The sequence below is a fragment of the Kitasatospora sp. NBC_01539 genome (assembly GCF_045040525.1).
Taxonomy (GTDB): domain Bacteria; phylum Actinomycetota; class Actinomycetes; order Streptomycetales; family Streptomycetaceae; genus Kitasatospora.
Map to the genome: position 1 here is coordinate 4559352 of NZ_CP109390.1, position 25509 is coordinate 4584860.

The following is a 25509-nucleotide window of genomic DNA, read 5'->3' on the forward strand; positions in this document are numbered from 1 at the left end:
CCCGCACTCTCTCACCAACGCCGAGCCGCCGGCACCCCCCTGTCGGAGGGAACCGGCGGCTGCGCGCGGCGGGCGGTCGCGGTTGCGGCCGGTCAGCGCTTCGGGCGCCAGACGACCAGGGCGCTCGACTGCTGCACCTGCTGGTAGGGAACGAGGTCGCGGCGGTAGGAGGCGTGCACGGCGGCCTCCCGTTGCTGGAGGGCGGAGGCGGCGCCGTCGAGGGCGTCGGCCAGCTCGGAGATCCGCGACTGGAGGGCGGCGACCTGGTTCTCCAGCTCGATGATCCGCTTGATGCCGGCGAGGTTGATGCCCTCGTCCTGGGAGAGCCGCTGCACCTCGCGGAGCTGCTGGATGTCCCGGGCGGAGTACCGCCGGCCGCGGCCCGCGGTGCGGTCCGGGCAGACCAGGCCGAGCCGGTCGTACTGCCGCAGGGTCTGCGGGTGCAGGCCGGAGAGTTCGGCGGCGACCGAGATGACGTAGACGGGCGTGTCCTCGGTCAGGACGTAGTGCGGCGCCGGGGCGGTGCGCGCGGCGGACGGCCGGCGGCCGGGGCCGCCGGGGAGTCCTTCGCCGATGCCCGGGCCGATCGGGCTGTCAGGGGTCGTCGTCATCTGGTCACGCTCCCTCCGCCGCCTCGAAGAGGGCGGCTCGCGGGTCGTCGGAGGCGGTGGCCTCGCGGTACTGCTCCAGTGCGGTCAGCGCGTCGCCGGTGACGTGCTTGGGGACGACGACCTCGACGGTGACCAGGAGGTCGCCGCGGGTCCCGTCCTTGCGGGTGGCGCCCTTGCCCCGGGCCCGGAGGGTGAGGCCGTTGGCGCTGCCGGACGGCAGCTTCAGTCGCACCGCCGGGCCGTTGAGGGTCGGGACCTCGATGGTCCCGCCGAGGGCGGCTTCGGGGAAGGTCACCGGCACGGTCACGGTGAGGTTGTCGGCCTTCCGGCCGAACACCGGGTGGTCGTCGACGTGCACGCTGACGTAGAGGTCGCCCGGCTGGCCGCCGCGCTCGCCCTGGGCGCCCTTGCCCTTGAGACGGATCCGCTGGCCGTCCTGGACGCCCGCGGGGATGCGCACCTGCATGGTGCGGGCGGACGAGGCGCGGCCGCTGCCGTGGCACACGGTGCACGGGTCGTCGACGAGCATGCCGCGGCCCTTGCAGTCGCGGCAGGGCTCGGACAGCGCGAACGCGCCCTGGCCCCGGCTGACGGTGCCCGCGCCGACGCAGGTCGGGCAGACCCGCGGGGTGGTGCCGGCCTTGGCGCCGGTGCCCGCGCAGGTGCGGCACGGGGCCTGGCTGGTCATCCGCAGGGGCACGGTGGCGCCGTCGACGGCCTCGACGAACGCCAGCGTCACCTCGGTCTCGACGTCGGCGCCGCGCCGCGGCTGGGCCTGCCGGCCGCCGCGGTTGAACAGCCCGCCGAAGACGTCGCCGAGGCCTCCCCCGCCGCCCCCGCCCCCGCCGCCGGACCCGGCGAAGAGGTCGCCGAAGTCGAAGTTGTAGTTGCCGCCGCCGTTCGGGCCGCCGGACCGGAAACCGCCGGTGCCGAAGAGGCTGCGGGCCTCGTCGTACTCCTTGCGGCGCTTCTCGTCCGAGAGCACGTCGTACGCCTCGGAGATGTCCTTGAACCGCTCCTCGGCCTTCGCGTCACCCTTGTTGGCGTCGGGGTGGAACTCGCGGGCGAGCTTGCGGTAGGTCTTCTTGATCTCTGCGGGTGTGGCGTCCTTGGGCACGCCGAGGACCTTGTAGTAGTCCTTCTCCACGTAGTCCTTGGTGCTCATGGCTGCCGCCACCTCCCGAAATGTGTCCAAACGGCGCTGCGGAGTCGTACCCGACGACGTCGGTGGTACGACTCCGCAGCGCACAGATTGTCAGCTGTCCGCCGCGCCGTCACCCTTGTCGGACTCCGCCTTGTCGGCGGCGTCCGGGGCGGACGTGGTCTGGGTGCCCGGCTGGGGCTCCGCGACGGCGACCATCGCCGGGCGGATGATCCGCTCGCCGATCCGGTAACCCGGCTGCAGGATCTGCACACAGGTGTCCTCGGTGACGTCCGAGGAGTAACTGTGCATCAGCGCCTCGTGCAGGGTCGGGTCGAAGGGCTCGCCCTCCTTGCCGAACTGCTGCAGGCCCAGCTTGGCGACCACCGTCTCCAGGTTGTCGGAGACGGACTTGAAGCCGCCCGTCACCTCACCGTGGTCGCGGGCGCGGCCGATGTCGTCCAGCACCGGGATCAGCGCCTCCAGGATGTTGGAGACGGCGATCTCGCGGACCGTCAGACGGTCGCGCTCGACCCGCTTGCGGTAGTTCTGGTACTCCGCCTGCAGACGCTGCAGGTCGGCGGTGCGCTCGCTCGCCTCACGCTTGGCGGCGGCGAGCTCGTCGGCGCCGGACCCGGCGACGGCTTCCTCGGCGGCCTTGAGAACGGCCTCCTCGGCGGCGGAGTCGTCGCCGGGCTTGCCGCCCTGCGGCTTCTCCGTCATGCGGCACCGCCCTTGGGCTTCTCGTCGTCGATGATCTCCGCGTCGACCACGTCGTCGTCCTTGGCGCCCGCGTCGGCACCCGCACCGGCCGCACCCGCGGCGTCGGCCTGCGCGTACAGCGCGGCGCCGAGCTTCTGGGCGGTGGTGGAGACCTTCTCGGTGGCCTCGCGGATCGTGGCGATGTCCTCGCCCTTCAGCGCTTCCTTGAGCTCGCCGATCGCGGTCTCGACCTCGGTCTTGACGTCGGCGGGGAGCTTGTCGGAGTTGTCCGCGATGAACTTCTCGGTCGAGTAGACGAGCTGCTCGCCCTGGTTGCGGGTCTCCACGGCCTCGCGGCGCTTGGTGTCCTCCTCCGCGTACTGCTCGGCCTCGCGGCGCATGCGGTCGACCTCGTCCTTCGGCAGCGAGGAGCCGCCGGTGACGGTCATCCGCTGCTCCTTGCCGGTGCCGAGGTCCTTCGCGCCGACGTGCATGATGCCGTTGGCGTCGATGTCGAAGGTGACCTCGATCTGCGGCAGGCCGCGGGGGGCCGGCGGGAGACCGGTCAGCTCGAACATGCCGAGCTTCTTGTTGTACGCCGCGATCTCGCGCTCGCCCTGGTAGACCTGGATCTGCACGGACGGCTGGTTGTCCTCGGCCGTCGTGAAGATCTCGGAGCGCTTGGTCGGGATCGTCGTGTTGCGCTCGATCAGCTTGGTCATGATGCCGCCCTTGGTCTCGATGCCGAGGGACAGCGGGGTGACGTCGAGCAGCAGGACGTCCTTGACCTCGCCCTTGAGGACACCGGCCTGCAGGGCGGCGCCGATGGCGACGACCTCGTCCGGGTTCACGCCCTTGTTGGCGTCCTGGCCGCCGGTCAGCTCCTTGACGAGCTCGGCGACGGCCGGCATGCGGGTGGAGCCGCCGACCAGGACCACGTGGTCGATCTCGGACAGCGCGATGCCGGCGTCCTTGATGACGTTGTGGAACGGGTGCTTGCAGCGGTCCAGGAGGTCCGCGGTGAGCTGCTGGAACTGGGCGCGGGAGAGCTTCTCGTCCAGGTGCAGCGGGCCCTCGGCGGAGGCCGTGATGTAGGGCAGGTTGATCGAGGTCTCGGAGGACGAGGACAGCTCGATCTTGGCCTTCTCCGACGCCTCGCGGAGGCGCTGGAGGGCCATCTTGTCCTTGGAGAGGTCGACCCCGTGACCGGAGTGGAAGACCTTCACCAGGTGGTCGACGACGCGCTGGTCCCAGTCGTCGCCGCCGAGGTGGTTGTCGCCGTTGGTCGCCTTCACCTCGACGACGCCGTCGCCGATCTCCAGCAGGGAGACGTCGAAGGTGCCACCGCCGAGGTCGAAGACCAGGATGGTCTGGTCGTCCTTGTCGAGGCCGTAGGCCAGGGCGGCGGCGGTCGGCTCGTTGACGATGCGCAGGACGTTGAGGCCCGCGATCTCACCGGCCTCCTTGGTCGCCTGGCGCTCGGAGTCGTTGAAGTACGCCGGGACGGTGATGACGGCGTCGGTGACCGTCTCGCCCAGGTACGACTCGGCGTCCCGCTTGAGCTTCTGCAGGATGAAGGCGGAGATCTGCTGGGGGTTGAAGTCCTTCCCGTCCAGGTTGATCTTCCAGTCGGTGCCCATGTGGCGCTTGACCGACCGGATGGTCCTGTCGACGTTCGTGACCGCCTGGCGCTTGGCGACCTCGCCCACCAGGACCTCGCCGTTCTTGGCGAAAGCGACGACGGACGGCGTGGTCCGAGCGCCCTCGGCGTTGGTGATGACCGTGGGCTCACCGCCCTCAAGAACGCTGACGACGGAGTTCGTCGTACCGAGGTCGATGCCGACCGCGCGTGCCATCGTAAATACCTCCACGAAGAGTTGAGTGGTACGCGCTCAAGCATGCACGACCGATCGTGGACCGTCAACAGGCCTGAGCCGGTGGCGCTCAACTTTGCTGCGCGACGGATGCTCCGTCCGAGTGGGAGTGCCGTGCGGCATGCGGCACCGCCCGGTGGGTGAGTATGTCCTTAGTGACAGTCGCCATATCTTGAGCACCTTCTGATGGAGTGCTACGGGACGGTAATGTCCGGGCGTTGGGTCGATAAGTTACCGACCAGTACACTCAAGGGGACCACCCTTGACTCAGCCGCTGGAGACGGAGAGCCGATGCAGCTAGCAGCGATCGTCATCTCGCTGGTCACCACTGTGATCGGCACCGCGCTCGCCGCACGCGCGGCCGCGTACATCTACAACGTGGTGAGGACCGGCCAGCCGGACCCCACCCGTACGGGACAGCCCGTGCAGCGGGTGAGGACGGTCGCGGTCGAGTTCCTCGGCCACACCCGGATGAACCGCTGGGGCGTCGTCGGCGTCGCCCACTGGTTCGTCGCGGTCGGCTTCTTCTCGCTCGTGCTGACCCTGGTCAACGCCTTCGGCCAGCTCTTCGACGCCGAGTGGGTGCTGCCGGTCATCGGCCACTGGCTGCCGTTCGAGGTCTTCACCGAGCTCATCGGCACCCTGACCACCCTCGGCATCGCCGCCCTCATCGTGATCCGGCTGCTGAGCCTGCCCTCCCGCGCCGGCCGCAAGTCCCGCTTCGCCGGCTCGATCGCCTGGCAGGCCTTCTACGTCGAGTACACGATCCTCGGCATCGGCCTCTGCATCATGATCCTCCGCGGCCTGGAGGGCGCGCTCGCCGGCGTCGAGTCGTACGACCCGGCCTACCTGATCTCCTACCCGCTGGTCGCGGCCTTCCGGGGCCTGTCGCACGGCACCCTGGAGAACCTCGTCTACCTCTTCGCGATGCTGAAGATCTGCATCTCCTTCGCGTGGGCGATCACCATCGGCGTCAACCCCTCGATGGGCGTCGCCTGGCACCGGTTCCTCGCGTTCTTCAACATCTACTTCAAGCGCGAGGACGACGGCGGCACCGCCCTCGGCGCCCTCCGCCCGATGACGAGCGGCGGCACGCCGATCGACTTCGAGGACCCGGCCGACGACGCCGTCTTCGGCGCCTCCCAGGTCGAGCACTTCTCCTGGAAGGGCATCCTCGACTTCTCCACCTGCACCGAGTGCGGCCGCTGCCAGTCGCAGTGCCCCGCGTGGAACACCGGCAAGCCGCTCTCCCCGAAGCTCCTCATCATGAGCCTCCGCGAGCACGCCTTCGCCAAGGCCCCCTACCTCCTCGCCGGCGGCGGCAAGGACATGGAGGGCGAGGAGCGGGCCACCGCCGAGCAGCTCGCCGGCGTGCCCGCCGCGGCCCTCGCCGAGGCCGAGCGCCCGCTCGTCGGCACCGCCGAGGAGGGCGGTGTCATCGACCCCGACGTCCTCTGGTCCTGCACCACCTGCGGCGCCTGCGTCGAGCAGTGCCCGGTCGACATCGAGCACATCGACCACATCGTCGACATGCGCCGCTACCAGGTCATGATCGAGAGCTCCTTCCCGACCGAGGCCGGGACGATGCTCAAGAACCTGGAGAACAAGGGCAACCCGTGGGGCATGGCCACCAAGGCCCGCCTCGACTGGGTCAAGGAGCTCAAGAAGGAGACCGGCATCGAGGTGCCGGTGATCGGTGAGGACATCGACCCCGCCGAGGTCGAGTACCTCTACTGGGTCGGCTGCGCCGGGGCCCTGGAGGACCGGGCCAAGAAGACCACCAAGGCCTTCGCCGAGCTCCTGCACACCGCGGGCGTGGCGTTCGCGATCCTCGGCAAGGAGGAGTCCTGCACCGGTGACTCCGCCCGCCGCCTGGGCAACGAGTTCCTCTTCCAGATGCTCGGCGCGCAGAACGTCGAGACGCTGAACGCCGCGCTGGAGGACGCCCCGGTCAAGCGGATCGTCGCCACCTGCCCGCACTGCTTCAACACCATCGCCAACGAGTACCCCCAGCTGGGCGGTCACTTCGAGGTCATCCACCACACCCAGCTGCTGCAACACCTCATCGACGAGGGCAAGCTCGTCCCGGTCAACCCCGTCGAGGGCCTGATCACCTACCACGACCCCTGCTACCTGGGCCGCCACAACAAGGTCTACAGCCCGCCGCGCGAGATCATGGACAAGGTCCCGGGCCTCCGCCAGCAGGAGATGCACCGCCACAAGGAGCGCGGCTTCTGCTGCGGCGCCGGCGGCGCGCGGATGTGGATGGAGGAGCGGATCGGCAAGCGCATCAACACCGAGCGCGTGGACGAGGCGCTGTCCCTCAACCCGGACATCGTCTCCACCGCGTGCCCGTTCTGCCTCGTCATGCTCTCCGACTCGGTCAACGGCAAGAAGAACGAGGGCGCGGCCAAGGAGCACCTGAAGGTCGTCGACGTGGCGCAGCTGCTGCTCGACTCCGTCAAGGCCCAGCCGGTCGAGCCCGAGCCCGACCCGGAGCCCGTCGACGCCTGACGGCCCGGCCGCCGGCTCCACCGGCCACACCGGCCCCGTACGCCCCGGTGGCGCACGGGGCCGGTGCCGTCCGGGCGGTGGCGGCACGAGGCGGGCCCGGGCGCGGCGACAGGCGGTGCCGGGGCCCGCTGCGCCCCGGACCTGGCCGGGGTGCGCGCGCAGGGCACCGCACGCCGGTGGAGGAGACAACGGGGGAGCCTCGGGAACGAGGGCGCCCGGGAGCAAATACAGTAGGCGCTGGACGCGCGGTCTGCGGGTCTGCTGGCGGAGGGCCGGAGGGGCCCGGAGCCAGCCACGCCGTCGAACACGGCACCGGTCGCCGATGACGAAGACCGGGCCTGTACCGGAACTAGGGGAGAAGCTCACACCATGACCGAAGCGATCATGCTGGTCGGTGGCAAGGGCACCCGGCTGCGCCCGCTGACCACCCACACGCCGAAGCCGATGCTGCCCGTCGCCGGGGTGCCCTTCATCGCGCACCAGCTGGCCCGCGCCGCCGCGGCCGGCGTCACCCGGGTCGTGCTGGCCACCTCCTACCTGGCCGAGGTCTTCGAGGACCACTTCCAGGACGGCAGCCCCTACGGCATCGAGCTCGTCTACTTCACCGAGAAGGAGCCGCTCGGCACCGGCGGCGCCATCCGCAACGCCGCCGAGGGCCTCACCTGCGGCCCCGACGAGCCGGTCCTCGTCTTCAACGGCGACATCCTCTCCGGCCTCGACATCGCGGCGCTGCGGGACGGCCACGTCGCCGCGGGCGCCGACGTCACCCTGCACCTGACCCGGGTCGAGGACCCGCGCGCCTTCGGCCTGGTGCCGACCGACGCCGACGGCCGGGTGCTGGAGTTCCTGGAGAAGCCCGAGACGCCCGAGCAGATCGTCACCGACCAGGTGAACGCCGGCTGCTACGTCTTCACCCGTTCGGTGATCGACCGCATCCCGGCGGGCCGCGAGGTCTCCGTCGAGCGCGAGACCTTCCCGGAGCTGCTCTCCACCGGGGCGCACCTCCGCGGCGTCGTCGACACCTCGTACTGGCTGGACCTCGGGACGCCCGCCGCGTTCGTCCGCGGCTCCGCCGACCTCGTCCTCGGCAAGGTCGACTCCCCGGCCGTCCCCGGCCCGACCGGTGAGGCGCTGCTCCTGCCCGGCGCCCAGGTCGACCCGGGCGCGGTGCTCGGCAACGGCACCGTCGTCTCCGAGGGTGCCGAGATCGAGGCCGGCGCGATCGTCGAGGGCAGCGTCGTCCTGCCCGGCGCGGTGATCGGCGCGGACGCGTTCGTGAAGGACTCCATCGTCGGCGCGTACGCCGTCATCGGCGCCCGCACCTCGCTGGACGGCGCCGTCATCGGCGACGGCGCCACCGTCGAGTCCGACAACGAGCTGCCGAGCGGCCTCCGCATCGCCTGCGGCACCCTGCTGCCGGTCGGCGCCGTGCGCACCACCGCGGGCCCCGGCGGCTGCCCGGCCGGCGAGTCCGCCGCCGCCGCCGTGCACGGGCCGGCCATCGGCGCCCAGCGCTGACCCCCGGGCCGCCTGCCGGGCTCCCGGCAGGCGGCCCGGTCGTCACAGGACGGCTGCAATCCGGCGCCCGCCCCGCGCTCGGCCGACGGCCGGTCAGCCCGAGCGGGTACCGTCGAGGCGTGGCTGGCAATCGATACGACAACGGGCAGGGCGCCGATCCCCGACGGGGATGGTCCGCGCCCGCCGACCCGTCGCCGCGGCAGCAGTCCGCCGGCGGGCCCACCGGGGAGCCCGAGTACTTCACGGCGCCCTACCAGGGGTACCCCGGACCGAACACCCCGCAGGGACCCGACGGACCGCCCCCCGGGGCCGGCGAGCCGTACCCGGGCGGGCCGGTGTACCCCGGCGTTCCCGCGGACGGCTACGGCGCGGACCAGCAGGGCTACACCCGGGCCTTCCCCGTCGCCGGGGACCACGGCTACCAGGACGAGCCGTACCCGGCCGCCCAGGACAACGTCGGCGTCTACCGGGCCGGCGGGCAGGTCGCCCCGCGCATCGCCGGGCCCCGGCCGGGCTGGAAGGAACTGCTCGTCGGCATCTACCGCGAGCCGGCCCGCACCTTCGACCGCATGCGCGACCACCAGGCGTGGCTCCCGGCCCTGGTCGTGTCCCTGGTCTACGGCGTGCTCGCGGTGTTCGGCATGGGCTCCACCCGCGACGACATCGTCAACTCCACCTTCTCGGTCGCCGCGTGGGCGCTCGTCGCCGCCGCGATCGGGTTCGCGCTCGCCGGGGCGATGCTCGGCGGGGTCACGTACGCCCTCGCCCGGCAGCTCGGCGGGGACGGCCCGTGGCAGTCGACCGTCGGCCTGGCCGTGCTGATCGGCTGGACGAGCGACGTGCCGCGCCTGCTCCTGGCGCTCTTCCTGCCCGGCGACAACGTGGTCGTGCAGGTGGTCGGCTGGGTGACCTGGCTGGTCTGCGCCGTGCTGCTGACCACGATGGTCCGCCGGGTGCACGACCTGCCCTGGGGCAAGGCGGCCGGAGCCTCCGCACTGCAGCTGCTTGCACTGCTCGTCCTGATCAAGCTGCCGACGCTCAGCTGACGCCGTACCGCGGCCTCCCGGCCCGGCCGGAACGCACCCCGGCCCGGTCGGCCGCCGCGGACCGCAGGGGGCCCGGGCCGCGGCGATAGGGTGGACGGTCCGTCCACGTCCCTCCCACGCCGCTGCCCGGAGCACCCTCATGACCCTCCCCACCACCCACGTCACCTTCCCGTCCGGCGCGGTGAGCGGCGACTCCCCGGTGCTCGCCGTGCACCCGCTGGAGGGCGGCCGGTACGCCGTCGTCACCGCGGCGACGCCCTTCCACCCGCTCGACCACACCTGGCCCGACCAGCCCGCCGACCTCGGCACGCTCACCGTCGCCGGTGTCGCGCACCCCGTGGTCGACTGCCTCACCGGCGCCGTCGGGCCCGACGGCGGCGGCCTGCTGGTCGGCGCCGACATCCCGGTGCGCCGCGGCGACGAGGCGTGGTCCTGGCTGGTGCTGCACGTCGTCGAGGGCGAGCCCGCGGACGCCGTCGGCAGCACCGCGGAGCTGCGGGTCGACGCCGGACGCCGCGCCCTGCTCTCCGCCGCGCACAGCGGCTGCCACCTGCTCGCCCTCGCCCTCAACGCCGCGCTCGCCCCGCGCTGGCGCAAGGACCCGGGCCGCCGCGACGCCTTCGGCAACCCCGACTTCGACAGCCTCGCCATGGCGTCCTCGGTGATGGACACCGAGGCCAGCACCGACACCTACCGGCTCGGCAAGTCGCTCCGGAAGAAGGGCTTCACCACCGAGGCCGGAGACGGTCTCGCCGCCCTCGCGGACGACCTGCAGGCCGTCACGGAGGCGGTCGACGCGCAACTCGCCGCCTGGATCGCGGCCGACGCCGCCGTCCGGATCGACGTGCCGGGGCCCGAGCTGACCGCCCGCCGGCGCTGGCAGTGCGAGCTGCCCGCCGGCCGCGCGGAGATCTTCTGCGGCGGCACCCACCTGCACAACCTCGGGGAGCTCTCCGAGCTGCGCACCGAGCTGAGCCTCTCCGCCGACGGCAGCGAGCTGGTGGCCGTCACCCGGCCGAAGCGGGCCTGAACTCACCGAAACGGCAAGAAGTTCCGGTATTTGTCCGAATTCGGCGTTGCAGATCCATAACGTAGTACAGTAATGCGGCATTTGATCGAATTGCGTGGCCCGGCCCGGTGGTGCCCGTCGGTAGCGTTCGCCTGCAATCCGCCAGAAGCCGACCCGCTCACCGCCGAGGATCACCATGACTTCCCCGCAGCCGCCCTACGGCCAGCCCGCCGCCGACCCGTCGGCTCAGGGGGCCTACGGTCAGCCCGCCCCCGGTCAGCCGGCACCCGGCTACGCCTCGCCCGGCCAGCTGCCCGGCGGGTACGCCCAGGCCGTCCCGCCGGCCGCCCCGAAGAAGGGCAAGGCGAAGAAGATCATCGCCGGTGTGATCACGTTCGTGGTCATCATCGGTGTGAAGGTCGCCGTCGGCGACCTCCTCTCGGACGACCCGGTGCACGCCAAGCCCGGCCAGTGCGTGAAGGTCAGCGGCAGCGACAACAACCCGGACGTCAAGACCCTCGACTGCGGCGACGCCGCCGCCAACTACAAGGTGCTGTCGGTCGTCGACAACAGCTTCGACCCCCAGGCCTGCGAGTCCGTCGAGGGCTACACCGCCGGCCTCGCCCAGCAGCTGGGCAGCGAGAAGTTCGTGCTCTGCCTGACCGACGCCAAGTAACGGGCCAAGTAACGGGCCGAGCAGCGGCGCCGAGCAACGGCGCCGAGTAGGGCACCCGCACGACAGCGGGCCGCCGATCACCGATCGGCGGCCCGCTGTCGCGTGCGTGGGTGCGTGGGTTGCGCGGGTGAAGACCCCGGTCAGACGTCCGTGCGGTGGAAGTTCAGGTACGACCGCGACGGCGTCGGGCCGCGCTGGCCCTGGTAGCGCGAGCCGTACCGCGCCGAGCCGTACGGGTGCTCGGACGGCGACGACAGGCGGAACAGGCAGAGCTGCCCGATCTTCATGCCCGGGTAGAGCTTGATCGGCAGCGTCGCGACGTTCGACAGCTCCAGCGTGACGTGACCGCTGAAGCCCGGGTCGATGAAGCCCGCCGTGGAGTGCGTGAGCAGGCCCAGCCGGCCCAGGCTCGACTTGCCCTCCAGCCGCGAGGCCACGTCGTCGGGCAGCGTGATCACCTCGTACGTCGAGGCCAGCACGAACTCGCCCGGGTGCAGGATGAACGCCTCGTCCCCGTCCGGCTCGACGAGCCTGGTCAGGTCGGGCTGCTCCTCGCGCGGGTCGATGTGCGGGTACCGGTGGTTCTCGAACACCCGGAAGAAGCGGTCGAGCCGGACGTCGATGCTGGACGGCTGGACCATCTCAGGCTCGAACGGGTCGACGACGACCCGACCCTTGTCGATTTCGGTCCGGATGTCCTTGTCAGAGAGCAGCACGCAGTCGAGGTTACGGGCAACGAAGGGCCCCGGACGAATCAGGATCCGACCGCCCGGGGCCCACCGCCGCTGTCCGACCGCCCTCAGGCGAGGAACTCCACGGCCTCCAGCCGCATCGCGCGCGCCAGTTGCGCTCCCGACAGCTCGCTCACGTCCGCCGGCACCGAACTCCGCAGCCGTCCGCACTGCGGACACCTGATGAGCCGGCCCGGCCCCAGCCGCGCGGGCCCGAGATTCTGCATCGGGAACGTGGTGGTGCTGAACAGGTGCCCCTCGGCACAACGAACGACGGTGCGCTGCTCCATCGATCCCCTTCCCATACTTCCCCGTGTTCCCCGTCCGCCTCACGCCCCGGCGCGGCCGTCGGCCCGGGCCTGGTCCGCGCCGCGAGCGCAGCGTCACATTAGGGGATGTTCCGGACATTCCACGGAGCGGCTCGCCGCCGCCCGTCACGGGAACGGCCCACACAGTACGCCCCCCGGCCACCCGCCCGCACGGCCCCGCGGCGCGTCCGCGGGGGACGCCGTGCCGCTCGCCGGATGGGGTACAGTGGTGATCGATCGAGCGGTCGCTGACGGCTCGTCAGATGCGGGCGTAGTTTAATGGTAGAACATGAGCTTCCCAAGCTTATAGCGCGAGTTCGATTCTCGTCGCCCGCTCAGAGGTGAAGCCCCAGGCCAATGGCCTGGGGCTCTCTTGTTGTCCGGACCAATTCCGAGACTCACGCCATTGGCGCACCGGTGGTCGCAGCTGCTGGCGGTGCAGGGCTGTCAGCCGCCGTATGGTCGCCATCGGTCCTCGATCAACTGGTCTGAGCTATGAGCCTTTTGGGTTGCCGTTGCAGGCCGGCTCGATTGCGGGGACCGCAGGTGCAGGAATCCTGCGGGCGGCGCACGCGGTCGACGATCCGGTTGGTCGGCCCTGTGAACTCTCGTGGCATCCGACCTGGTTCGCAGTTGCCAATCCTGGAGATCTCGGCGTGGGGGAGAGTTCCGCCGTTGGCCGGAGCCTTGCGAATCGCACGCGCGTGCGCCCGGCCATCATCGCGGTCGAGGCGTGTCAGAGCCTCGTTTGGCGTGGCGGCTGTCCAGCCCAGATGTTGTCGGCTCTTCCTCTCCGTGTCCACGCGCCGGGACTGCCCGGACCGCCGAGCGCGGTTGAGCTGGTTGCGGATAGCGCAGCATGCGCGGCGCAGGTCGAATCAAGTACGTGACGTACTTGACGTACGTAGGTCTCTGAGGGACTCTGAAGGAGATCCGAGGAGATGTGTCATGTCGGCAGTGCACTACGAGAGCTACACGGAAGCGCGCTCGCATCTGAAGGACCTCCTGGACGCGGCGGAGCAGGGGCGGGTTGCCACGGTGCGGCGGGACGCGGGCAGAGCGGCGGTGGTGGACGTCGAGCGGCTGCGGCACTTCCTCTCCACGGTGTGCGTGTCGCGAGCCCAGGTGGTTGCGGAGGGCGGCGGCTGGTCCGTTTTCATTCCGGGACTGCCGGTCGCTGCGGACGGGGCGACCTTCGACGAGGCGATCGGCGAGATGCTCGACGCGCTGCGGGAGTACGCCGAGGACTGGCAGGAGCGGCTGCAAAGCGCGCCGAATCATCGGGACAACTGGGGGTTGGTGCAGTTGATCAGTCTCAGCGACGATGATCAGCTGCGCGACTGGCTGGTCGGAGCGGCCCGATGACCTGGCCCCAGCCGACCCGCGAGCGCCACGACCAGTTCTGCCGGGTCGAAGACTGGGAGCGCGTCAGGGATGCGCGAGGGCGTACGGGTACGCACCACGTCACCTACGAACTCGGCCTGTTCGACGGTCGGATCCTGCGCACTCGGATTTCGCACCCTGTGAACCGGACCGCTTACGGCGGTGGCATCTGGGGGCACATTATCCGCGACCAACTGGAGGTGGCGGAAGGAGAGTTCTGGGCCTGTGTACTGGACGGGGAACTACCCGACCGAGGCTCGCCCGAGCCCTCCTCCGAGGCTCTCCCGGCAGATCTGGTCCATCTGCTGATCAACCGGGTCGGTCTTGCCGAGAATCTGGTCGCCAAGATGGACAAGAACGAAGCGGTGGTGCGGCTCCAGCGCTACTGGACGGACGGGGAGTAGCAGGCCCGTGTCCGCAGAGGGGCTTGCACGGCTCATGCACACGGCTGCTTCAGCGCCGTGGTACTTCAAGCGCACCAGTCCGCACGGTAAAGCGCACCAGTCCGCACGGTAAACAGCGGTTAGCCGCGGTTGCAAGTGTGGCACCAGCCGCGCGTGTCGAGCGCGAACCGACTCAATTCGCTCGTTCAGCACCATTGGGCCCGCCAAGGTGACTGGCTGTTCTGACCCGTGAGGTTGGGGACGTGGCTGGCGGGTGGCTTGCCGACGAGTGCGGTGTGTCCGCGGTGGTGATTGTAGGTGTGGAGCCAGGCGGGGTAGGCGTCGCGGCGTTCCTGCTCGGTGCGGTAGGCCTGCGTGGAGGCCCATTCGTCGAGCAGGGTGCGGTTGAAGCGTTCGACTTTGCCGTGGGTCTGGGGCCGGTAGGGCCGGGTTCGCTTGTGGGCGATCCCGGCCGAGGCCAGGACATCGCGCCAGAGGTGGGACTTGTAGTAGGAGCCGTTGTCGGTCGGCACGCGCTGGACGGTGATCCCGGCCTGGGCGAAGAAGTCCTGGGCGCGGGTCCAGAACGCGGTGGCGGTCTCCTTGCGCTCGTCGGTCAGGATCTCGCTGCAGGCCGGGCGGGAGTGGTCGTCGACGGCGTTGTGGAGGTAGCTGTAGCCGGCGCCGGAGCGGTTCTTGCGGCCGGCCGCTCTGCCGAGGGCCTGGTGGCCGCCGCCGTCGGGGATGTTGCCGGGCTTCTTGATGTCGACGTGGACCAGGTCGCCCGGCGCGGCGTGTTCGTAGCGCCGGATGACGCGTCCGGTGGCACGGTCCAGGTGCGTGAGACGGGCGAGGCGGTAGCGGGTCGGGACGCGGTGCACGGTGGCCGGGTTGAGCTTCAGCGGGTGGGCGATGCGGGCTGGTCCCCGGCGTCGCAGGACGCGGACCCTGATGATCCGCCGCTCGGTGCGGGTCGGGGTCCGGCGGGGGCTGCGGTGCGGGCGGGAGGAGTGGTCGCTCATGCCGGCCTCGCCCAAGGCGCGGTAGCGGTCCGCCCGGCGCTTGGCGGTGGTCGGTGAGACCTGGAAGCGCTCGGCAGCCCATCGCAGTGGCCGGCCGTCCTCGACCACGCTAGTGGGCCAGGCGCAGGCGTCCGGTCTCGGTCAGCGGTGCGTTGCGGTGTGGCATGAGGGCCTTTCCGGGAGCCGGTGCAGATGTCGCAATCCACACCGGGCCAGAAGGCCCTCACTCATTTCAAGATCACCACGCCGTGAGCCCTGTCACCAACCTCCGTGGTCAGTACACCTAGGCCGCGTGGCGTTCCGCGGCGCGGGTGCCGGTGGGCGGCAGCAGGGCCGCGGCGAGGGTGGCGCGGTGCGGCAGGGGGACGCCGACGGCGGTGAGGGCGCTCGCGACGGTGACGGCGGCGTCCGAGGGCAGGGCGGTGCGGCGGCGCAGGGCGGGCAGCAGGAGGAGCAGGCGGGCGTGCCGGCCGGTGATGCCGTGGCCGTCGCCGGTGCGGCGGGCCGCGGTGGTGAGCGCCTGCCAGCTCAGGCCGGGGCCGTCGGCGGCGTCCCCCGTGCGGGCGAGCCGGTTCGGGTACCTGCGGCGGGGCCGGCTCAGCAGGATGTCGGTGCCGGTGCGGGCGGTGGCGTTGCGGTGGACGACCAGGATGGTGCAGCCGTGCGGCAGGGGGAGGCGCAGCACGGGCCAGGCGGTCGGGTCGGTGAGCGCGGCCAGCGCAGCCTCGGAGTCCGCGTCGGCGGGGCCGTGGTCGGGGCAGGGGCCGTCGTCCGGTGCGAGCCGTCGCAGGTGGGCGGTCCAGAATCCGGGGCGCGCCGGCAGGTCGTCGCCCGGGGTGAGGGGGGCGTCCTCGTATCCAGGGATCAGCACGTGGGCATGGTGCCACCGGGCACCGACAACCGCTACGGGTCAGGGGCCGGCGAGTCGGAGCACCTGGCCCGGCAGGAGGAGGTCGGGGTCGTCGCCGAGGGTGTCGCGGTTGAGGTCGTGGAGGGCCGGCCAGCCGCCGGGGATGCGGTGCGCCTCGGCGACCGCGTCGAGGGTGTCGCCCTCCTGGACGGTCCAGCGTGCCGCCCCGGCGTGGTCGGTGTTCGCGGGCGGGGGCTGCTCGACCGTCCGGGCCGCGCGGGCGCCGCACACCGGCCAGGGGGCGAGGCCGCGCAGGGCGGCGAGGTGCTCGGCGACGGCGATCTGCTGCTCGCGGGTGGCGAGGTCGGCGCGCGGTGCGTGGCGGAGGCCGCCGTGCTCGCGCCAGGTGGCCCGGTCGAACTGCAGGCCGCCGAAGTAGCCGTTGCCGGTGTCGATGTGCCACCGGCCGCCGCTCTCGCACCGGGCCAGGGCGTCCCAGTCGACACCGGCCGAGGCGGGTGCCGCGGCGGGGGCGGGCCGTGCGGTGGCCGCCGCGGCCTGGCCTGGCAGGGCGGACAGGCCGGAGACGCACAGCAGGAGCAGCAGGAGTTTCGGCACGCTGCGGGGCAGCGGCGGGCGGACCGGCACGGGCACCTCATGGCGTCGGGGACGGGGGACGGACGCCCGGGGGCGCCGCGTTCCACCCATGCACGCCGCCGTGCCGGGCGGGCGGCAGGCGGGTCCGTCGGCTCACCCGTCCGGCCGCCGCGGTCCACCCGGGTGGCGGCGGGGCCCTGGTAGGGTCCGTGTGCACCAGTCGGTGACCAGTCGAGGAGGTGAGTCCGATCAACGCACGTGCAGGTCGGGTGTCCCCCTCCGGTGGCCTTCTGTAGGTGGGCCGTGGGACACCTGTCGGTTGTCCCCGAGAGGCTCTCATGTCTGTTTTCTTCTCCGCCCGGGTCGTCTCCGCCGTCGTCGGACGGCTGCGTGCCGCGGGCTGTGTCTTCGCCGAGGACGAGGCGGAACTGCTCGTCTCCGCGGCGCGTACCCCCGAGGAGCTCGACGCCCTGGTGGCGCGGCGGGCCGAGGGCGGTCTTCCGCTCGAACACGTCCTCGGCTGGGCCGAGTTCGGCGGTCTGCGGATCGAGGTCCGGGAGGGTGTGTTCGTGCCGCGGCGGCGGACGGAGTTCCTGGTCGCCCAGGCGGTCGAGGCGGTCGGCGGGGTGCCGTCGCCCGCGGTCGTGGTGGATCTGTGCTGCGGGGCCGGGGCGGTGGGCGCGGCGGTGGCGTCGGCGCTGGGCCGGGCCGAGCTGTACGCGGCGGACATCGACCCGGTGGCGGTGGACTGCGCCCGGCGCAACGTCGGGCCGTTCGGCGGCGCGGTGTACGTGGGCGACCTCTACGAGCCGCTGCCGTCGTCGTTGCGCGGCCGGGTCGACCTGCTGGTCGTGAACGCGCCGTACGTGCCGACCGCGGCCCTCGCGCTGCTGCCCGCGGAGGCCCGGGACCACGAGCCGCCGGTCGCCCTGGACGGCGGCGCCGACGGCCTGGACGTCCAGCGGCGGGTGGCCGCGGGGGCGCCGGAGTGGCTGGCGCCGGCCGGCCGACTGCTGATCGAGACGAGCGGCCGCCAGGCGGCCGGCACGGTGGCGGCCTTCACCGCGGCCGGGCTGGCCTCCCGGGTGGTGGTCTGCGAGGACCTGGAGGCGACGGTGGTGGTCGGTACTCTCGTCGGCCGAGCGGACCGAGCGGACCGAGCGGACTGAGCCGCTCGTCCCCACGGGCCGGGGTCATACCGGGCAGGTGAGTGCCAGCCGGATGGCGTCGGCGAGGCCCTGGCGGTGGCTGTCGCGGATCTCCTTGCCGCGGGCGGCGAGAAGCGAGACCGTCCACTGCATCCGCGGTACGCCGGGGATCGGCGCGAGGCCGGCCCCGTCGGCGGAGCCGGCCAGGCCGGACGGCAGCATGGCGCAGCCGAGGCCGCCCTGCACGGTGGCGTGGACGCCGTCCATGGAGCCGAGTTCGAGGCTCTCGGGCGTCTCGCCGCCGCGCAGGCGCAGGAATTCGGGGAGCCAGCGCTGCGAGGGGCAGTCGGGGTCGGCGACGACGACCTGCCGGCAGGTGCCGGTGATCCGTCCGACGGCCCGGGTGCTGGGCGTGAACTCCAGCTCCTGGACGTCGATCTCGGCCTGGGGCCCGTCCGTGCGACCGGGTGCGGCGGAGGCGCGCCGGGCGAGGACGGCGGTCCGCGCCTCGGCGTCGGCCCGGCCGGCCGTGGCGGGCACCGCAGTGGCCAACGCCGGTGCGGCGGGGCGGTGGTGGTCGCGTCCGGTGAGGAGGATGGCGCCGTCGAGGGTGCCCGTCCGGAGGGCCGCGTGGATCTCGGCGGTGCCCATCACCCGGAGGGCGAGCTGGACGTCCGGCAGCAGCCGGCGGCCGAACCGGGCGATCCTGGCGAGCTGTTCGCCGTAGGCGAGGGCGGGTGCCAGACCGACCTTGAGCCGTGGGACGGGAGCGGTCGGGCCGCGCAGGGCGTGCTCCATCTCGCCTACCAGAGTGAGGAGTTGGCCTGCGTAGCCGCGGAGTGTGGAACCGGCGGGGGTGAGGCGCACGCCGTTGGGCAGCCGCAGGAAGACGGGTTCGCCGACCTGTCTCTCCAGGGCGCGCATCTGGGCGGTCACGCTCGACTGCGAGTAGCCGAGCCGCTGGGCGGCACTCGTGAACGAGCCGGTTCTGATGACCTCGCAGAACGTTCTCAGGGTCTTGATGTCGATGTCCACTGCTGCTCCCGCGTGCCGCCCGTGTGGTGCCCGTGGTGTGGTGGGGTGACGGCTGTCGGTGGGCGGCGGGGCCGGAGTGCTGAGGTCCGGCCCCGCGCCGCGGCCCGTCAGTCCAGGGTGTGGGCGTCGACCAGCGGGAAGTCGAGCTCCGGCTCGGCGACGTGGTTGAAGAAGTTGGAGAGCACGTTCAGGGCGACGTGGCCCACGATCTCGGCGATCTCGGCGTCCGTGACGCCGGCGGCGCGGGCCTCGGCGAGGGCGGTGTCGCTCACCCGTCCGCCGCTGGCCATGACCTCGCCGGTCAGCTTGAGCACCTGGTCCATGTGCGGGTCGGTGTCGGTGCCGCGGCGGGTGGCGAGCAGCTGGTCCTCGCTCAGGCCGACGCGGCCGCCGCGCATGGTGTGCGCGGAGACGCAGTAGGTGCAGCTGTTGCGCTGGGCGATGAAGAGGGCGAGCTGCTCGCGCTGCTTGGTGCTGAACGTGCCGCCGACCAGGGCCTCCCGCATGGCCAGGTAGCCGCGCAGCGCGGCGGGGCCGTTGGCGAGGGCCGCGTACAGGTTCGGCACCTTGCCGAGCTGCTTGAGGGTGCTCTCCAGGAGTTCGCGCTGCTCCTCGTTGGCGGTCTCGGCGGTGAGCTGGGGCAGACGGGACATGGTGTCTCCTCGGTGGCGGCGAAAGATGGAACCGAGCGGTACCGAACACCAAGGACGGTACCGATCGGTACCGACATGCGTCAACGTCCATCGGAGAATCAGAACCGAGTGGTACCGTTTTCGGATGCCGAGCAATGCGAGAGAACGCCTCCTCACCGCGGCTGACCGGCTGTTCTACGAGGAGGGCATCCGCGCGGTCGGGATCGAACGCATCCTGAGCGACTCCGGGGTCGGCCGCGCCTCCTTCTACCGGCACTTCCCCGGCAAGGACGACCTGGTCGTGGAGGTGCTGCGGCGCCGCGACGCCGCCTGGCGCGCCTGGCTCGCCGACACCGTCGACACCAGCCCCCGCCCGCCCGGCGACCTGCCGCTCGCCCTCTTCGACGGCCTCGCACAGCGCTTCGCCGCGGCGGACTTCCGCGGCTGCGCCTTCATCAACACCATGGTCGAGGAGGCCGACCCGCAGAGCCCCGCGCACCGGGTCGCCGCCGAGCACAAGCAGAAGGTCGTCGACTACCTGGACACCCTGCTGGCCGCCGCCGGGTACCGCGGCCACCTCGACCTCGCCCGGCAGCTCGCCCTGCTCGGCGACGGCGCCATCATCACCGCCCTGCGCGAACGCACCGTCGACGCGGCCCCGCGGGCCCGTGCCGTCGCCGAGGCCCTGCTCTCCACCGCCGACCGCGGCGCGGCGCCGACGGCCGGCCACGACCGGACGCCGCCCGGCTGACCACGCCCGCCCGCCTGCCCGCCACGCAGTCGGCGCCCGTCGGTCGCGCCCGTCCGTCGGCGGCGAGCCGGCAGGGCCGGCAGGGCAGGGGCGGTCAGCCGCCCGCGAACCGCGCGGCCAGCTCCGACCGGCGCACCTTGCCCGACCGGGTCCGCGGCAGGTCGGCCGCGAACTCCAGCCCGCGCGGGACGAACATCGGCGCGAGCCGTTCGGCGGCCCTCGCCAGCAGCTCGCCGCGCAGCCGGGCCGCACCCGGGCCCTGCGGGGGCTCCCGGTGCGTCGCCACCACCGCGTACGGCACCAGCCCGCCCGCCGGGTCGGGCCGCGGCACGACCGCGGCGTCCGCCACCTCGGGGTGGCTGCGGAGCACCGCCTCGATCTCCACCGGCGACACCCGGTGCCCGAACGACTTGAACACCTCGTCGAGGCGGCCGAGCAGACGGATCGAGCCGTCCGCGCACCGCTCGCCGACGTCGCCGGTGCGGTACAGGCCGTCGGCGAGGGCGGCGGCGGTCCGGGCCGGGTCGTCCGCGTAACCGGCCATCAGGCCGACCGGGTGATCGGACAGGTCGAGGCAGACCTCGCCGGAGTCGCCGGTCAGACCGGTCGCCGGATCCCGCAGCACCACCGTCCAGCCGGGCAGCGGGTGGCCCAGCGGGGAGTCCGGTGCGGGACCGCCCGGGGTGCGGCCGATCAGCGCGGTCGCCTCGGTCTGCCCGTAGCCGTCCCGGACCTGCACGTCCCAGGCGGCGGCGACCGCGGCGGACACCTCCTCCGTCAGCGGCTCGCCGGCCGCCGTGGCCTCCCGCAGCCGGACGGCCGCACCGCCCGTACGGTGCAGGTGCGGGAGCATCGCCCGCCAGGCGCTGGGCGGTGCGCAGAAGCTGTCGACGGCGTGCTCCGCGAGCACGCCCGGCAGCACCTCCGGCGCGAGGCCGCCGTCGGGCGGGGCCAGCACCGTGGCACCGGCCGTCCAGGGCACGAAGAAGCTGCTCCACGAGTGCTTCGCCCAGCCGGGGGCGGAGAGGTTGAGGTGCCGGTCGCCGGGCCGGAGGCCGTTCCAGTAGAGGCTGGAGAGGTGGCCGACCGGGTAGCTGGTGTGGGTGTGCTCGACCAGCTTCGGCAGCGAGGTCGTGCCGGAGGTGAAGTAGCAGAAGGCCGGGTCGTCCGCAGGCGTGGGGCCGTCCGGCAGGAAGGGCCGGTGCACCGAGCGGGTGTCGGGGTACGCGTCCCAGCCGGGCCCGGGCCGGTCGCCCAGGGTGATCCGGCGGCCCGGCACCGGCAGGCCGTCGACCAGGGCGGCCGTGTCCGCGGAGCAGAGCACGTGCCGGATCCGGCCGCGGACGATGCGGTCGGCGGCCTCCTCCCGGGTCACGTCCTGGTACGACGGCACCACCACCGCACCGAGCTTGAGGCAGCCGAGCAGGCTCTCCCAGAGCTCGGTGCGGGTGCCGAGCAGCAGCAGCACACGGTCGCCGCGGGCCACGCCCAGCGCGGTCAGTGCGACCGCCAGGGTGTCGGACCGCGCCGAGAGTTCGGCCCAGCCGGTCTCCTCGGCGACGGCCGCCCGGCCGTCCGGGCCGGCGGGCGCCAGCAGTTGCAGGGCCGGGCCCGCGGCGTCGGCCGCCACGACGTCGAACCACTCCAGGGCCCAGTTGAACGCGGCGGGCCGGGGCGGCCGGTGGGCGGCGCGGGCCGCCGCCAGGTCGTCGCGCAGGTCGAGCAGCCGGTCGCGGGCCTCGCGGAACGCGAGGTGCGCCGCCGTCCTGCGGTGCGTCCAGTAGCCGGCGGGGAGTTCTCCGGTCACCGGCCCGCCCTCCCGGCCGGGACCGCGGCCGCCACCTCGGCGGCCGGCGTCCCCGCCCCCGCCAGCAGCGACTCGGCGATGGCGTCGGCGTCCCGGGTGAACGCGCCCCACGGCCCCGGACGGCCGCTGCCGACCTGGGTGAACCAGCGGGTGTGCTCGCTCGGGATGCCCAGCACGTACATGCTGCGCTCGATCGCGCCGTCGGCCCGCACCGGGTGGAACGGCGTGTCGGTGGTGGCCATGCCGCCGGTGTCGAAGGCGCCGCCCGCCCAGGAGTTGACGAAGGTGCGGATCACGCCGTCGGCGAGCAGCCCGCGGATCAGCGGATCGCGGTCGGAGCGCAGGTCGGTGCTGGGCACCCGGGCGTCGATCAGGGCGCCGAGCCGTACCCGGGAGTCCTCGACCTGGCCCGACTCGACGGTGAAGCAGCCGAGTTCGCGGTCGGTGCGGAAGCGTGCGGCCGGGCCGGCCGGTGCCAGCACGCCCGCTTCGAGCAGGGCGAGGAACTGCTCGGTGCGCTGCGCGGGCGGCCCGGTGGAGATCACCGCGGCGACCGGGTTGAAGTCGGCGAGGAAGCGCCGGTGCGAGTCGGGGGTGAGCCCGGCGAAGTCGACGACCGACCGGATCGTCGCGCGGACGTCGCGCAGCACGTCGCTCGCCGCCTTCACCGGGCCGTCGACGTTGCCGCGCAGCGCCTCGGCGCAGTCCTCGCGGAGCCAGGCGGTGAGGGCCCGCCGGTAGTCCGCCGGGTTGGCGAAACGCTGTCCGGCGAACGGCCGGGAGAGCCGCCAGAGCGCCCCGAGGGGTTCCCCGGCGTCGCCGAAACCGCTTGCCAGAACGCCGAGTTCGGCCGGGCTGGGCGGCTCCTCGCGGAAGGTCGCCGCGGCGAGGTCGCCGAACTCCCGCTCCGCGTCCGGGCCGGTGCTGTGCCGCAGCCGCGTGCCGAGGAGCACGAGGTTCATCTCGGCCAGCAGCCAGGGCAGCACCTGCGACTGGAAGTCCACCGGTCCGGCGGCGCGCACGGCGCCCATCCGCTGCGCGGTGAACAGCCGTGCGCGGTAACGGAAGTCGGCGCTCTTCTGGTTGCGTCCGCGGGTCAGCAGCGGGATGCCGCTGCGTGAGGCGGGCACGATCAGCGGCTCCTGCCCGCTGGGCAGGTAGCGCAGGCCGCCCCCCTCGGCGGGCGTGAACCGGCCGCCGCGGCCGAGCGTGAGCGCGGCGACGACGTCGTAGAACGTCAGGCCCATGCCGAGGATGCCCGTCGTGGTGCCCGGCGGGATGGTGTCGAGCGGCATCTCGGCGGCGGAGTCGCCGGTCACGTACCGCAGCGGCGGACGCTCCTCGGCGAAGGCCTGCCACTCGGTCTGCTGCTCGTCGAGCTCGTTGGTGGGGTGGCCGGAGGCGAGCACCAGCCGGTCGACGGTGATGACGTCGCCGCGCTCCAGCCGCAGCCGGTGCACCGGCTCGCCGAGCGCGTTCGGGCCGTGGCCGCGGTCGGCGGTCAGCACCCGCGACCGCACCGCACGGATCGTCAGGCCGGGTGCCTGCGCGTTCATCACCAGCCCGAGGACGAACCGCAGGTACCGGCCGTAGACGACGCGCGGCGCGTAGCCCTCGGGCTCGGCGTGCTCGGGGTCGTCGGCCTCCCACCACTCGGCGAGCGTCGGACCGGCGCCGGGCCGGGCCGGGCCGCCGTCGGACGGCCCCGAGAACATCGTGACCTCCCGCGCCGGGGTGTTCATCAGGAACCACCGGGACTGCTCCGGCCGCCAGATCCGGCCGACACCGATGCAGTACGGGTCGATCGCGGTGACCTCCACCGGCCGGGCCGGCGGCTGCTCGTGGCAGCGGGCGACGAGCCGCTCCAGCACCGACAGGCCGCGCGGCCCGCCGCCGACCAGGCCGATCCGCAGCGGCGCCGGCTCGGTGTGGACGGCCTCCGGCTCCGGGGCCTGCCGGGCGGCCTCGCGGTCGTGCTGCTCGGCGACCCGGCGCAGCATCTGCGACAGCCGGGCGGACGTCATCGCGCCGGACCGGCCGACCGTGGCGAGCAGCGGCATCGCACCGACCTCGGACCAGCGCAGCCGGCCGTCGTCGGTGATGGTGCCGCGTGCCGCACCCCGGTTGTCGGGATGCAGGCAGTACGGGATGTCGAGGATGCCGCGGTGGAACGCGCGCAGCAGCGCCGTGCCGACGTCGTCCGAGAGGGAGAGGACGGCGGTGATGAGCGCCCGCGCCTCCAGCAGCACCTCGGTGGCCTCGCCGCCCGGTTCGCGCGGGGAGTCGGCGAGTTCGCGGCGGGCGCGACGGGCCTGGGCGGCGGCGGTGCGCAGCGCGGTGAGGTTCTCGGCGACCGTGGGGATGCGGTGCGCCTCGGTCTCGGTCTTCACGATGAGGCGCTCGGCGCCGCCGCGGACGGCGAGTTCGGCGCTGCGGGCGAGCAGCAGGCCGGCCCCGGGCACGCTGCGCGGGAAGACGCCCATGTAGGTGTACAGCACCACGTGGCGGTCGACACCGGGTGGCAGGAGTTCCTCCGCGAGCAGGCGGAGGGCGGCCAGCGCCTCGACGTCCTGCTGCGGACTGGTCTGCTGCGCGTAGCTGAGGGAGACGCTCGTCATGCCGTTCTGGGCGAAGAACAGGCACTCCAGGACCGACATCGCGACCAGCAGCGACGGCGGGCACAGCTGCCCGAGCAGGCAGCCGCCGAACGACTCCAGGTGGGCCCGGATGCCGTGCGCCCGGCTCTCCTCGGCGAGGGTGCGGACGGCCTCGCGCCAGGCGGCGACCGACTCCGCGAGCGGGGTCCGCCCGTAGGGCAGGCAGTACGAGACGGGGCCGCCCTCGCTGGTGCCGAGGCCGGCGGCGGCCATCGTGCGGAAGATCGCGCGGGGGTCGGCGGAGCCGTGCCTCACCTGGACGGGGGTGTGGCGTCCGGCGGCGGCGGCCACCTTGGCGGTCGTCCGCGGGCCGTGGCCGACCAGCGGGAAGCCGTTGAGCGGCTTGCCGGCGCGGACGGCGGCGACGGCGGCACTGTGGTCGCCGACCCGGGTGTAGCTGTCGAGCGTGATGGTGGCGACGGTGCGCTCGGCCAGGCCCGCGACCGCGGTGAGTCCGGCGGCCATCTCGCTCGGGACGGCCATGCCCATGCGGGGCTGGACGACGAGTTCGCCGGCGGTGGCGGCGGCGCGGACGTAACTGCCGAGGTCCGGTGGGGATGCGGGGGAGCGGCTCACGCGGCGGCCCGCTCGGTACACAGGACGGGCAGGTCGGCGAGGAAGGCGAGCAGCACGGACGGGTCGGTGCCGTCCGGGTGCACCTGGTCGAAACCGGCCGCGAGGAGTTCGGCGGTGCGCTGCTCCGCGCCCTCGGGGGAGATGCCGAGCAGGCCGCCGATGACCATGGGGATGTCCCGGGTGGTGCGGTCGGCGCGCAGGGCACGGGCGGCGCGCAGCCCGTCGAGGTGCCCGTGGCCGTTGACCGAGCTGAGCACGACCAGGTCGGGCCGGGTCAGCTGCGCGGTGTCGACGAGCAGCTGCTCGGGCACGCAGGGGCCGAGGTTGAGCACCGAGTGGCCGTGCTCCTCCAGCAGCAGCTGCAGGTGCACGAGGTTCCAGGTGTGCGCGTCGGACGAGCCGGTGGTGAGAAGCACGCGGCGGCTCTCGGCCGGCTCCAGCGGTGCGGCCGGGCGCAGCGCGTGCGGCGTGGCGGTTCGGGAAGGCGACATGGCTACTCCTCGGATGGCGGCGGGGCGGCGCAGGGCCGGGGTGGTGC

Annotated in this window: 21 protein-coding genes, 1 tRNA gene and 2 pseudogenes; 10 read left to right on the forward strand and 14 right to left on the reverse strand. The window is 72.9% G+C overall.

Features of this window, described 5'->3' with window-relative positions; all coding sequences use genetic code 11:
- Positions 1-92: 92 nt before the first annotated feature.
- From OG335_RS19670 to dnaK, 4 genes are all read right to left on the reverse strand, one after another.
- Entirely contained in the window at positions 93-611 is a 519-nt protein-coding gene (locus OG335_RS19670; RefSeq protein ID WP_405012430.1) for a heat shock protein transcriptional repressor HspR, read from the reverse strand.
- A 4-nt stretch (positions 612-615) separates the two neighbouring features.
- Complete coding sequence (gene dnaJ / locus OG335_RS19675) at positions 616-1776, reverse strand: molecular chaperone DnaJ (RefSeq protein WP_405012431.1); 1161 nt, start codon at positions 1774-1776, stop codon at positions 616-618.
- Positions 1777-1866: 90 nt separating this feature from the next.
- Positions 1867-2475, reverse strand: coding sequence for a nucleotide exchange factor GrpE (gene grpE, locus OG335_RS19680; protein ID WP_405012432.1), 609 nt, complete (start codon positions 2473-2475; stop codon positions 1867-1869).
- Entirely contained in the window at positions 2472-4310 is a 1839-nt protein-coding gene (dnaK, locus tag OG335_RS19685) for a molecular chaperone DnaK (protein WP_405012433.1), read from the reverse strand. The genes grpE and dnaK overlap by 4 nt, the downstream gene beginning before the upstream one ends.
- A 309-nt stretch (positions 4311-4619) precedes the next feature.
- On the opposite strand from dnaK, the gene OG335_RS19690 reads away from it, so the two are divergent.
- The 5 genes and pseudogenes from OG335_RS19690 (at position 4620) to OG335_RS19710 (ending at position 11091) form a co-directional block, all read left to right on the forward strand.
- Positions 4620-6842 carry a (Fe-S)-binding protein gene (locus OG335_RS19690; protein WP_405012434.1) on the forward strand — a complete coding sequence of 741 codons (2223 nt, stop codon included), beginning with the start codon at positions 4620-4622 and terminating at the stop codon, positions 6840-6842.
- Positions 6843-7211: 369 nt separating this feature from the next.
- A pseudogene (locus OG335_RS19695) lies at positions 7212-8276 on the forward strand (sugar phosphate nucleotidyltransferase); the annotation flags it as partial.
- A gap of 203 nt (positions 8277-8479) precedes the next feature.
- Entirely contained in the window at positions 8480-9406 is a 927-nt protein-coding gene (locus tag OG335_RS19700) for a Yip1 family protein (RefSeq protein ID WP_405012435.1), read from the forward strand.
- 139 nt (positions 9407-9545) lie between these two features.
- Positions 9546-10436, forward strand: coding sequence for a metal-dependent hydrolase (locus tag OG335_RS19705; protein WP_405012436.1), 891 nt, complete (start codon positions 9546-9548; stop codon positions 10434-10436).
- Positions 10437-10611: 175 nt separating this feature from the next.
- Complete coding sequence (locus tag OG335_RS19710; protein WP_405012437.1) at positions 10612-11091, forward strand: hypothetical protein; 480 nt, start codon at positions 10612-10614, stop codon at positions 11089-11091.
- A gap of 140 nt (positions 11092-11231) precedes the next feature.
- On the opposite strand, the gene dcd is transcribed toward OG335_RS19710, so the two are convergent.
- Both dcd and OG335_RS19720 read right to left on the reverse strand, forming a co-directional pair.
- Positions 11232-11807 carry a dCTP deaminase gene (gene dcd / locus OG335_RS19715; RefSeq protein WP_405012438.1) on the reverse strand — a complete coding sequence of 192 codons (576 nt, stop codon included), beginning with the start codon at positions 11805-11807 and terminating at the stop codon, positions 11232-11234.
- An 83-nt stretch (positions 11808-11890) separates the two neighbouring features.
- Complete coding sequence (locus OG335_RS19720; RefSeq protein WP_405012439.1) at positions 11891-12127, reverse strand: hypothetical protein; 237 nt, start codon at positions 12125-12127, stop codon at positions 11891-11893.
- Positions 12128-12395: 268 nt separating this feature from the next.
- Between OG335_RS19720 and OG335_RS19725 the strand changes: the two genes are divergently transcribed.
- The 3 genes from OG335_RS19725 to OG335_RS19735 all read left to right on the forward strand — a co-directional run bounded on the left by OG335_RS19725 (position 12396) and on the right by OG335_RS19735 (position 13917).
- Positions 12396-12466 (forward strand) — tRNA-Gly (locus OG335_RS19725).
- Positions 12467-13078: 612 nt separating this feature from the next.
- Entirely contained in the window at positions 13079-13495 is a 417-nt protein-coding gene (locus OG335_RS19730; RefSeq protein WP_405012440.1) for a prevent-host-death protein, read from the forward strand.
- On the forward strand, positions 13492-13917 hold the full coding sequence (locus tag OG335_RS19735; protein ID WP_405012441.1) for a cytotoxic translational repressor of toxin-antitoxin stability system: 426 nt from the start codon (positions 13492-13494) through the stop codon (positions 13915-13917). The genes OG335_RS19730 and OG335_RS19735 overlap by 4 nt, the downstream gene beginning before the upstream one ends.
- A 185-nt stretch (positions 13918-14102) precedes the next feature.
- On the opposite strand, the pseudogene OG335_RS19740 reads toward OG335_RS19735, so the two are convergent.
- From OG335_RS19740 to OG335_RS19750, 3 genes and pseudogenes are all read right to left on the reverse strand, one after another.
- A pseudogene (locus OG335_RS19740) lies at positions 14103-15084 on the reverse strand (IS481 family transposase).
- 117 nt (positions 15085-15201) lie between these two features.
- Positions 15202-15789 carry a hypothetical protein gene (locus OG335_RS19745; protein ID WP_405012442.1) on the reverse strand — a complete coding sequence of 196 codons (588 nt, stop codon included), beginning with the start codon at positions 15787-15789 and terminating at the stop codon, positions 15202-15204.
- Positions 15790-15828: 39 nt separating this feature from the next.
- Positions 15829-16416, reverse strand: a complete 588-nt coding sequence (locus tag OG335_RS19750) for a transglycosylase family protein (protein ID WP_405012443.1) — start codon at positions 16414-16416, stop codon at positions 15829-15831.
- Between the two features lie 287 nt (positions 16417-16703).
- Between OG335_RS19750 and OG335_RS19755 the strand changes: the two genes are divergently transcribed.
- The gene (locus tag OG335_RS19755; RefSeq protein ID WP_405012444.1) at positions 16704-17534 is read left to right on the forward strand and encodes a putative protein N(5)-glutamine methyltransferase; all 831 of its coding nucleotides are present in this window, start codon (positions 16704-16706) and stop codon (positions 17532-17534) included.
- A gap of 24 nt (positions 17535-17558) precedes the next feature.
- Here the strand turns inward: OG335_RS19755 and OG335_RS19760 are convergent, their stop codons facing one another.
- Together OG335_RS19760 and OG335_RS19765 are read right to left on the reverse strand one after the other, a co-directional pair.
- On the reverse strand, positions 17559-18548 hold the full coding sequence (locus OG335_RS19760) for a LysR family transcriptional regulator (RefSeq protein WP_405012445.1): 990 nt from the start codon (positions 18546-18548) through the stop codon (positions 17559-17561).
- A gap of 107 nt (positions 18549-18655) precedes the next feature.
- Complete coding sequence (locus tag OG335_RS19765) at positions 18656-19201, reverse strand: carboxymuconolactone decarboxylase family protein (protein ID WP_405012446.1); 546 nt, start codon at positions 19199-19201, stop codon at positions 18656-18658.
- A gap of 124 nt (positions 19202-19325) precedes the next feature.
- Here OG335_RS19765 and OG335_RS19770 point away from each other — a divergent pair, with 124 nt between their 5' ends.
- Positions 19326-19931, forward strand: a complete 606-nt coding sequence (locus tag OG335_RS19770) for a TetR/AcrR family transcriptional regulator (protein ID WP_405012447.1) — start codon at positions 19326-19328, stop codon at positions 19929-19931.
- A gap of 94 nt (positions 19932-20025) precedes the next feature.
- Here the strand turns inward: OG335_RS19770 and OG335_RS19775 are convergent, their stop codons facing one another.
- From OG335_RS19775 to OG335_RS19785, 3 genes are read right to left on the reverse strand one after another with little or no spacing between them, the layout of a single operon-like run.
- Positions 20026-21738, reverse strand: a complete 1713-nt coding sequence (locus OG335_RS19775) for an AMP-binding protein (protein WP_405012448.1) — start codon at positions 21736-21738, stop codon at positions 20026-20028.
- Positions 21735-24971, reverse strand: a complete 3237-nt coding sequence (locus tag OG335_RS19780; protein WP_405012449.1) for an FAD/NAD(P)-binding protein — start codon at positions 24969-24971, stop codon at positions 21735-21737. Before OG335_RS19780 ends, OG335_RS19775 begins: the two co-directional genes overlap by 4 nt.
- Positions 24968-25462, reverse strand: coding sequence for a cobalamin-dependent protein (locus tag OG335_RS19785; protein WP_405012450.1), 495 nt, complete (start codon positions 25460-25462; stop codon positions 24968-24970). Before OG335_RS19785 ends, OG335_RS19780 begins: the two co-directional genes overlap by 4 nt.
- Positions 25463-25509: the final 47 nt, after the last annotated feature.

What these genes read in the sequence shown, in the direction of transcription:
- OG335_RS19670 (WP_405012430.1), bottom strand. Translation starts at nt 611, where the DNA reads ATGACGACGACCCCTGACAGCCCGATCGGCCCGGGCATCGGCGAAGGA.
- dnaJ (WP_405012431.1), bottom strand. Translation starts at nt 1,776, where the DNA reads ATGAGCACCAAGGACTACGTGGAGAAGGACTACTACAAGGTCCTCGGC.
- grpE (WP_405012432.1), bottom strand. Translation starts at nt 2,475, where the DNA reads ATGACGGAGAAGCCGCAGGGCGGCAAGCCCGGCGACGACTCCGCCGCC.
- dnaK (WP_405012433.1), bottom strand. Translation starts at nt 4,310, where the DNA reads ATGGCACGCGCGGTCGGCATCGACCTCGGTACGACGAACTCCGTCGTC.
- OG335_RS19690 (WP_405012434.1), top strand. Translation starts at nt 4,620, where the DNA reads ATGCAGCTAGCAGCGATCGTCATCTCGCTGGTCACCACTGTGATCGGC.
- OG335_RS19705 (WP_405012436.1), top strand. Translation starts at nt 9,546, where the DNA reads ATGACCCTCCCCACCACCCACGTCACCTTCCCGTCCGGCGCGGTGAGC.
- OG335_RS19710 (WP_405012437.1), top strand. Translation starts at nt 10,612, where the DNA reads ATGACTTCCCCGCAGCCGCCCTACGGCCAGCCCGCCGCCGACCCGTCG.
- OG335_RS19720 (WP_405012439.1), bottom strand. Translation starts at nt 12,127, where the DNA reads ATGGGAAGGGGATCGATGGAGCAGCGCACCGTCGTTCGTTGTGCCGAG.
- OG335_RS19730 (WP_405012440.1), top strand. Translation starts at nt 13,079, where the DNA reads ATGTCGGCAGTGCACTACGAGAGCTACACGGAAGCGCGCTCGCATCTG.
- OG335_RS19735 (WP_405012441.1), top strand. Translation starts at nt 13,492, where the DNA reads ATGACCTGGCCCCAGCCGACCCGCGAGCGCCACGACCAGTTCTGCCGG.
- OG335_RS19755 (WP_405012444.1), top strand. Translation starts at nt 16,704, where the DNA reads ATGTCTGTTTTCTTCTCCGCCCGGGTCGTCTCCGCCGTCGTCGGACGG.
- OG335_RS19765 (WP_405012446.1), bottom strand. Translation starts at nt 19,201, where the DNA reads ATGTCCCGTCTGCCCCAGCTCACCGCCGAGACCGCCAACGAGGAGCAG.
- OG335_RS19770 (WP_405012447.1), top strand. Translation starts at nt 19,326, where the DNA reads ATGCCGAGCAATGCGAGAGAACGCCTCCTCACCGCGGCTGACCGGCTG.
- OG335_RS19785 (WP_405012450.1), bottom strand. Translation starts at nt 25,462, where the DNA reads ATGTCGCCTTCCCGAACCGCCACGCCGCACGCGCTGCGCCCGGCCGCA.